The organism is Patiriisocius sp. 208BN25-11 (genome assembly GCF_058147145.1).
The window spans coordinates 1-10479 of record NZ_JBYVJY010000024.1; the positions used below are offsets into that span (position 1 = coordinate 1).

A 10479-nucleotide genomic window follows, 5' to 3' on the forward strand; every position below is an offset into this window, starting at 1 on the left:
AAATTTTAGATACCCTAGACACCGTGTTTGTATATCCAAACCCGTTTTCAAATAAGATCACTATTGAAAATCCGAAGTTACTATCTTTAGACTCCATACAATTGTTTGATGTAACAGGAAGATTGGTAAAATCTTATAACATTTCCGAAGTTTTTGAAAAACAAGAAATAGACCTCAACGAATTAGCAAGTGCAACCTACTTCTTAAAAATCGAAAGCGGTTCAAACACAAAAATTATAAAGCTTATAAAAGAATAGAAAATATATTTTATCTGTAAAAAAATAAATTAAAGTCCGCTAATAGTGATGTTGGCGGACTTTTATCTAGATACGTACTTCGGAAATTTTAAAACCCTACATACTTTAGTTGTCTTAAAAATGATCTAAATAACATTTTCTAGTTTAAAATAACTGAAACAGGTAAGTGTAGAAAATTAGGTAGTTTATCAAAAAAAAAAGTGATTAATCGATTAGTCTATAATTATACATTCGTATTTCAATTATAAACCAATCATATTTAGTACATTGGTGATCTCCTCATGTTTATAACCAACCCTGTATTGATATGAAAAAAACGACCTTACTCCTACTCTTTTCTATTTTACTAACTCTAACCATACAAGCCCAACAATGGCAACAACTAGGCCAAGACATTGATGGGGAAGCAGCAACCGATAACTCTGGAGAATACGTATCTCTGTCTGCAGATGGCAGTATTATGGCAATTGGCGCTTTAGCTAATGATGGAGTAAATGGAGTAAACTCTGGTCATGTGCGCATCTATCAAAACAATAACGGTACCTGGATACAAGTAGGTCAAGATATTGATGGAGAAGCTGCAGGTGATTTCTCTGGTTTTGTATCCCTATCTGCAGATGGCACTATAGTAGCTATTGGTGCATCATTAAATAATGGCGCAAACGGGAATGAATCGGGGCATGTACGCATCTATCAAAATACTGGTGGCACCTGGACACAAATAGGCCAAGATATTGATGGAGAAGCTACATTTGATTCCTTTGGATCCGCTGTATCCTTATCTGCAGATGGCACCATAGTTGCCATTGGTGCCAGAAGTAATGATGGTGTAAATGGAGGAAACTCTGGGCATGTACGCATCTATGCATACAACGGTATCAATACTTGGATACAGCAAGGACAAGACATTGATGGAGAAGCAGCGAGTGATGGTTCTGGACAGTCAGTAGCACTCTCGGCAGACGGCGCTATTGTGGCAATTGGAGCAAATAACAATGCTGGAGTAAACGGGAGCAACTCTGGACATGTACGCATCTATCAAAACAATAGTGGTACCTGGACGCAAATAGGCCAAGACATTGATGGAGAAGCTGCAAGTGATGTTTCTGGACGTTCAATAGCACTCTCTGCAGATGGCAGCATCGTTGCTATTGGTGCAGTTGGTAATGATGGAAATGGAACGAGTGCTGGGCATGTACGCGTCTATCAAAACAATAGTGGCACATGGACACAAGTGGGCCAAGATATTGATGGGGAAGCTGCAAGTGATTTGTCTGGACAGTCAGTAGCACTTTCTGCAGATGGCACTATCGTAGCCATAGGAGCTATCTTAAATGATGGTACAAACGGGAGCAACTCCGGGCATGTTCGCACCTACCAAAATAACAGTGGTACATGGACACAAGTAGGCGATGATATTGATGGCGAAGCAGCAGGTGATACTTCTGGAGAGGCTATATCGCTATCTGCAGATGGCAGCATTATAGCGATTGGAGCTGGTTTTAATACTGGAGTAAACGGATCAACTTCTGGCCATGTGCGGGTGTATGAATTTAATGCGCCACCTTGCCAAGCAGCAACAAGACTCTACGTAAACACCAACGCAACAGGAGCAAACAATGGGACGAGTTGGGCAGATGCCTTTACAGACCTACAACCCGCACTAGACTGCGCAGATTCAGGCGAAGAAATCTGGGTGGCACAAGGTACTTATCTCCCTACAGAAGAACCAGACGGCGCACCTACAGGAGAAGGAAATGAACGTTTTCGTGCATTTCACTTTGCCAGTAAAGACTTAAAAATCTATGGTGGCTTTGCTGGAACAGAAACTTTATTAACAGAAAGAGACTGGCAAGCAAACCCTACCATTTTAAGTGGAGATTTTAATAGTGATGATATCGTAACGGGAGGTGGTGCTACATTAAATATTGCCAATAATGGAGAAAACGCCACTCACGTATTTGTAACTGTTGGACTTACAACTGCAGCAGAATTAGACGGGTTTACTATACTTGGTGGAAATGCAAATATCATTTCACAATACAATTATGGAGGAACACTTGTAGTCAGCCGTTCTGGTGGGGGAATGTACAATAATAGTTCCTCCCCTACAGTAACAAATATAATTTTTTCAGGAAATAATGCTACTGTAGAAGGAGGAGGTATGAGTAATTCATCGAATTCATCACTTGTAGTAACAAATGTGACTTTTTCAGAAAATTATGCTAGCGCAGGTGGGGGAATGTCTAATTTTAGTTTTTCATCCGCTACGCTTACAAATGTGACCTTTTCGGGAAATAATGCTGATTTCGCAGGGGGAATGTATAATACTTCTAATGTATCGCCTACATTAACAAATGTGACCTTTTCAGGAAATAATGCTGCTACAAACGGAGGTGGTATTTATAATACTAGTAACTCGTTTCTTGTTTTAAAAAATACTTTGTTTTATGGAAATACTTCTCCAGATCAAAATGATATTTTTAACAACTCGCCAACTCCTATTGTAAGTTTTTCTGCATTTGAAGATTATGACATAACGGGATGCGGAACTTGCATTACCCTTAGCGCGAGTCCTTTTGTGAATGACGCAGACCCAGATGGTGCAGACAATGTGTTGATGACAGCAGATGACGGGCTTGTATTATCAACTGGCACAGCTCCTGTAGGGATTGGAACACCCACTGGAGCTCCTACTACAGATATAACAGGTGCCACAAGACCAAACCCACCAAGTATGGGCTCCTATGATCCTAACATAACAGATTGTACAGTCTTTTCTGCTAATATTATTTATATAGATATAAACGCCTCAGGAACTAACGATGGATCTTCTTGGGCCAACGCATACATAGATCTACAGGATGCAATTACAGCCATTAATGCTTGTCCAACATTAGATACAATATATGTTGCAGAAGGCACCTACTTACCCACTGCGCCTGCCGGAAGATATGCCACATTTAATATACCAAATGGTGTTTCAATTTATGGAGGTTTCTCCCCAAGTAATGGTGCCATAGACTTAATGACAAGAAATTTTAGGTTGTACGAAACTATTTTAAGTGGAGATATTGGTGTCAATGGCGATACTTCAGACAATTCGTACTCGGTAATCACTACCATTGATGCTGTAAATCCTATAAAAGTAGATGGGTTTATAATAGAATACGGAAATGCTAATGGAACACTATTATTAACAATAAACCCTGAAGCTAGAGGAGGTGGTTGGTATAACTGCCCAAACACAACCGATTCAAATATTGTAATCAATCAATGTACCATTAGAAATAATATTGGAGCTTTTGGTGGAGGTTTGACGAATCAAACAGTAGCTTCGGGAGGAAATTTCTCTTGTACCATTACAAATTCTATTTTTCATAATAATGGCAATCCAGGTGTTGGGGCTTCAGAGCGAGGAGGTGGAATATATAACATTTCTAGTTTTGAAACTGACAGTCAATTAAGTATTTCAAATTCATTGTTTTATGATAACAATTCTGAAGCTGAAGGTGGAGCGATATTTAATATATGCACAAGCAATGGTTCTGGAAGCCTACTCACTACCAACATTACAAACTGTACGTTCGCTTTTAATATAGCTAGTAATGTTGGACAAGCAATTTATGCTCAAAACGGTGGAATTACAAACCCCTTAAATATTTCAAACACTATCATTTACGATAATGAAAGTGGTTTAGGTTTTGACGAGCAACTTAACATCTCTGGCGATGTTACTTTAAATCTATCATCGTCACTTGTAGAAGGGTTAGACAATTCAACAAATGGAGGTCTAGATGGTACAAACCCAGTAAATGACCCCTTATTTGTTGATCCAACAATGGATGATTTTACTTTGCAAACCGCATCACCCGTGATTGATTTGGGAGATAACACTGCAGTTACAGGAACAACAGACCTTAACGGTAACCCAAGAATAGTAGATAGTGACAATAATGGAACAGCCACGGTAGATTTTGGTGCCTATGAAAGTTTATTACCAGCATCGAATGTAATTGTAAATGCAGGTACTGGTGATCTAGAATTTACAGATAATGATGACCGTGATGATAATGTAAGCCTAGTAATTAATGGTGCCAACTACCGCATCACAGACCCCACAAACCCTTTAGTTGCAGGAGCAGGAGCCACTCAAATAGATGCGAATACGATAGACGTTCCTATTGCTTCAATAACAGGAAGCATAGAAATAAATACAGCAGGCGGTGATGATACTGTAACCACAGATTTTTCTGGCGGAAATTTTACAAACATCATTAATTATAACGGTGGTACTCAAAATAGCACCAACCCTGGCGATATCTTAAGACTACAAGGCGGTGCTACTTTTGCCACCGTAGAACACACCTTTATCAATGAAAATGATGGCGGTGTTGCAGTTTCAGGAAACAGTGCTATTAATTATGTTGGCTTAGAACCTATCAATGACAACTTAAATGTTACCAATCGCGAGTTTACATTTTTTGCAGGTGATGAAACGATTACCTTACAGAACAACGCTACTCCTAATGTAAACATAATTGACAGTACTTTGGGAGAAAGTGTGACATTTACAAACCCTACCAATAACTTACTTATTAACACAAATACTGGTGGCGGAGCTGATATTATTAATTTTCAAGGAATAGATCCCAACTTTAATGCAAATCTTACACTAAATGCAGGGTTAGATGATACCGCAAATTTTATTACAAACCCTACGGCTATTGGCATCGGTATATGGGATATTACTGCTCAAAACATTGTTATTTCACAAGATATAACAGCTACGGCTGTTGGAACAATAACTTTCAACGGTGTGCAATCTATAATGGTAGATTCTAACGCTAACATTTCGGCAGAAAATGGGAACCTTAATTTTGGAGTAAATACAGTACCACCAATAGCAGGGTTTGATAATACCGCCATATCATTTACGTCTGGTACCATAAGAACTACTGGGACAGGAAACATCAATTGTTTTGGTATAGCACCAGGTACTGGAGCCGCAAGTGGTAATAACGGAGTTAGTATTGAAAATGGATTTCAAATAGAGGCGTTAGGACTAGGTGATATCAGTATTACTGGAACTGGTGGAGCAGGAATTGACAACAACAACGGAGTGTTCATTGACGGAGCTGGCACAACTATTAATGCAGCAGGTGGAAATATTGATATAACAGGACAAGGCGCCACTGGCGCAACGGGTAATGGTAATAACGGAGTTCTTATTTCAAATGATGCTGTTATAGAAAATGTAGGCGCTGGTGCTATCACAATACTAGGACAAGGAGGTGATGGAGTTGAAAGAAATCATGGAGTTGCTATCTTAAACACAAATAGTATGGTGACCACGGTAGATGGCAACATAAACATCACCGGTACTTCTGGTGCAGGAACTGGGTTATTTAGCATAGGTATTGAAGTTGACGGAGCAAGCTTGGAAGCAACGGGAACAGGTGCCATTGCAGTAAACGGAACATCAACAGGACTTCAATTTCTTGCTATTGGAATAAGAGCACAATCCGCTACGCTACAAACGAATGGCGGAGGTATACAATTCACAGGACAAGGATCCTTGAATGGTTTAATTGACAACACAGTTGTCAGTCAGAACCTAGGAATATTGCTTAGTTTAAACACTCTGGTCGAAGATTTAAATAATGGGGCTATTAGTATGAACGGTATAGGTGGTCAAGGGTCCTTTGGCAACGAAGGAATATCATTACAGAATAGTACATTGCGAACAGACGGTGGAGGCATAAACTTAACAGGTCAAGCCGAGGGAAGTGCAAGTAGTAATCATGGTATTAAATGTGATAATTCAACTATTGAAGATCTGGGGACTGGAGCTCTAGTATTGAATGGAACTGGAGGAATCGGAATATCTGAAAATCATGGAGTATTTACTAGAAATTCGACTGTATTAGAATCAAATGGCGGCGGCATCGAAATCATAGGACAAGGACGAGGCACTAATACTTTTAATTATGGGGTCTTCTTAAGTAGTAGTTCTTTAATTACGGCAGTGGCTAACGATGCTATCACTATTAATGGTACAGGAGGGACTACAGGAGATCCAGGAAGCTTTTATAGAGGTGTCGAGATCGCAAATAATGCAACGGTACAAGCCAATGGCGGCGGTATCAATATAACGGGTCAAGGTAATGGAAACGGAATTGAAAACTACGGTATTTTTCTTTATAATGGTGGATCTTTGGAAGAAATAGGCAATGGCACAATATCTTTAAATGGAACTGGATCTGCTGGCCCAGGAACAGATAACTCTGGTGTCTACTTATTTCAACTATCTTCCATATCTGCAACAGGAACTGGTAGTGTTAACATTAATGGTACAGCAGGTAATGCCATCAGTAACGGTATTACTATAGATGGCTTTAACAATTCTATTCTAGCAGGAACATTGGCTACCTTAACAGCGACTGCAGGACCTATTACAACCCCTGCAGGAATCCCTCCAACAGCTATAATTCAAGCAAATACAATTACTATAAATGGAACCTTACAAAAAGGAGCTGATGCCGTAGGATTATTCCCTGTTAATGGAGATATTGCGTTTTCTGCTGGTGATGAACTTATTGTAGATATAAACGGAGAGACTATCCCAGGAACAGATTACGATCAACTAGCCGTAACAGGCACTGTAGATATTACAGATGCTACATTATCACTGGTTGATAACATTGCAATACCCATTACTAGCGGCGCTCAATTCACCATAATAGAAAATGACGGTGCAGATGCTATCCTCGGAAATTTTAATGGCTTGGCAGAAGGTGCAATTATTCCTTTTAATGGGCAAACATTACGAGTAAGTTACGTAGGTGGCGATGGTAATGATGTGGTGCTAGAAGAAGTTGTGGTGGGCACCTTATCTATAGTGGCGACCACACAAGCGGCAGAAGATGCTACTAATGGCGTATTTACAGTAACAGCATCACAACAATTTCCTACAGACACTAATGTCACTTTTTCTGTAGCAGGTACCGCTACTTCGGGAACAGACTATACTGCTTTAGGTACTAGTTTTACCTTTCCAGCAAACACAAACAGTGTTACTATTATCGTACCTGTGATTGCAGATGATATTGATGAAGCAGACGAGACCGTAATGGTAACACTTACTGGAACAGACAATCTAGATGCATCAATAGGTACTCCAGATAGTGCGACAGTGACTATTAGCGATGATGATGAGACTCCTATAGTTGTTCAAGGTCAACTATTTACAATAGACGAGAATTTACCAAATACAACTGCTATAGGAACCATTTTAGCAACAGATACTGATGCAGGAACTACTTTTGGAAATTGGACTATTGTAAGTGGTAATACAAGTATAGACGGTGATATGGATGCGCCTTTCGCTATCGATCCGGCAACAGGATTACTTACAGTAAACGATTCTGGGGATCTTGATTTTGAAAGCGGAACTACTAGTTTTACCCTATCCATAACAGTTAGTGATGGCACAAACACAAGTACTCCTGAAATCGTGATCATCAACATTAATGATGTCAATGAATGCGACCCCTTGGTGCCAGTTACCAATTCAATAACCGTAGCACTTACAGGTGCGAGTTATACCTTAACACAAGCAGACAGAGATGCCATTACCAGCGGTAGTACAGGTACCGCTCTAAGCTTTTCATTTAGCCAAGAGACCTTTACCTGTGCAGACATCCCATCTGTAAATATTACGGTGACGTTTACCGATGACTGTGGCACGAGTAGTAACGAAATGGTAACGATTTTAGTAGAAGACAATACCGCACCCACAGCAACCTGCCAAAACATAACAGTAGAACTAGACATCAATGGTGAAGCAACAATTACAGGAGCTGATATTGATGGGGGAAGCTCTGATAACTGCGGAAATATAACATTATCCGTTTCTCAAGACACATTTACTTGTGCCGATCTATTGGGAACTGATACTACAGCATCGCCATTATTAATTACGGGAGTGTATGATGGTCCGCTTTCTGGCGGAACTCCAAAAGGGGTAGAATTAAAAGTACAACAAGACATTGCAGATTTATCTGTATATGGGCTTGGTTCAGCAAACAATGGTGGTGGTACAGATGGTGAAGAATTTACCTTCCCTCCAGTCATGGCAACTGCTGGAGATTACATTTATGTAGCATCAGAAGGAACTCAATTCGCAAACTTCTTTGGCTTCGCACCAGATTATACAGACGGCTCCATGGCAATAAATGGAGATGACGCGGTAGAGTTGTTTTTCAATGGTGTCCTGATTGACACCTTTGGAGATATTAACACAGACGGCTCAGGACAAGCATGGGATTACCTTGATGGATGGGCGTATAGAATGAACGAACAAATGACCAATGGTGGAACCTTTAACGCGGCGAATTGGAATTATAGTGGAATCAATGTGTTTGATGGAGAAACGAACAATTCGAGTGCTGCTGTGCCATTCCCTATTGGAACTTATTTTGTAACACCACCCCCTGCCGGACCTGTAGCAGTGGTACTAACAGTAACAGATGAGGCAGGACTAACAGCTACCTGTACGGCATTTGTAACGGTAGAAGATAATCTCGCCCCTACCCTCACCTGCCCAGCAACTCAGACAGAAAGTGCAGATGCAAATTGCGAGTTTATAATTCCAGATTACGCACCCTTAGCAACTATAGATGATAATTGTGGTGTGGTAACAATAATGCAAACACCAGCGCCAGGTGCTATTGTAGGTGTGGGAACAACTCCAATAGAAATTTTAGTTTCAGACGGTACAAACAGCATAAGTTGCTCGTTCGATATTGTTGTTGGTAATGGTATAACACCTTCTATTACTTGTCCGACAAACCAAACCGAAAGCGTAGATGCAAATTGCGAGTTTATCATCCCAGATTATACCCTTCAAGCAACAGTAAATAACGATTGTGAAGGCACTACAACGGTGACGCAATTGCCTGTTGCAGGTACAGTAGTAGCTCCAGGTACTACAACAATTACGTTAACCTTACTAGATGGTGCTAACAGTTCAGATTGTTCTTTTGATCTTATTGTAATTGATGACACAGCACCAGTAGCAGTGTGTCAGGATATCACGGTAGAACTTGATGCCAATGGAGAAGCAGTGATTACAGCTGCCGATGTAGATGGTGGTAGTAGCGATAACTGCGGAAATATTATAGTTTCAATATCGCAAGATACATTTACATGTAGTGATTTAGAAGACAATGGAAATGGACTAGCGCCTCTTATAATTACTGGTGTTTATGATGGGCCTTTACCTGGAGGAAGTCCAAAAGGAATTGAATTAAAAGTTCAACAAGATATTTCAGATTTGTCAATGTACGGAATCGGTTCTGCCAACAATGGCGGAGGAACTGATGGAGAAGAATTTACCTTCCCAACAGTAGCAGCAATGGAAGGAGACTTTATTTACGTTGCAACAGATGCAGCAGACTTTGCGAACTTCTTTGGCTTTGCACCCACATTTACGAGTGGCTCCGTAGCCATTAATGGTGATGATGCTATGGAACTTTTCTTTAACGGAATTGTAATAGATACTTTCGGAGACATTAATACTGATGGTTCTGGCGAAGCTTGGGATTACCTTGATGGATGGGCGTATAGAATGAACGAACAGACTCCTAATGCTGGTGTTTTTAATTCAAACAACTGGAACTATAGTGGCATCAACGCGTTGGATGGTGAAACCTCAAATGCGACAGCTGCAATACCATTCCCTTTAGGTTCATTTACTACAACACCACAAGCACCAGGAACAGTAAACGTAACGTTAACTGTCACTGATGACGCTGGAAATACAGATACGTGTATTGCAGTAGTTACCATTCAAGACAACCTTGCTCCTATGCTTACCTGTCCGAATGATCAACTAGGCAGTGTAAATGAGTTTTGTGAATTTATGGTTCAAGATTATACTGGACTTGTTATGGCGCAAGATAATTGTGCAACGGTGGTGAATATTTCGCAAGACCCAGCACCCGGAACTATCGTAAGTCAGGGAACCACAATGATTACCATTTTTGCAGATGATGGAACAAATGTTACAAGTTGTACGTTTAACTTAGATGTGTTAGATGAGATTCCACCAGAGATTACTTGTCCAATAGATCAAACCGAAAATGCCGATGTAAACTGCACTTTTATACTACCAGATTACGCGACATTAGCAACGGCTTCAGACAACTGTGCAAATCCA

General features: G+C 40.2%; 2 protein-coding genes. Both read left to right on the forward strand.

Annotation, left to right across the window (positions count from 1 at the left end):
• Positions 1–257, forward strand: a 257-nt coding sequence (locus ACY2RS_RS15285) for a T9SS type A sorting domain-containing protein (RefSeq protein ID WP_490099537.1), incomplete at its 5' end; no start/stop codon positions are given.
• Between the two features lie 307 nt (positions 258–564).
• Positions 565–10479, forward strand: a 9915-nt coding sequence (locus ACY2RS_RS15290) for a beta strand repeat-containing protein (protein ID WP_490099538.1), incomplete at its 3' end; no start/stop codon positions are given.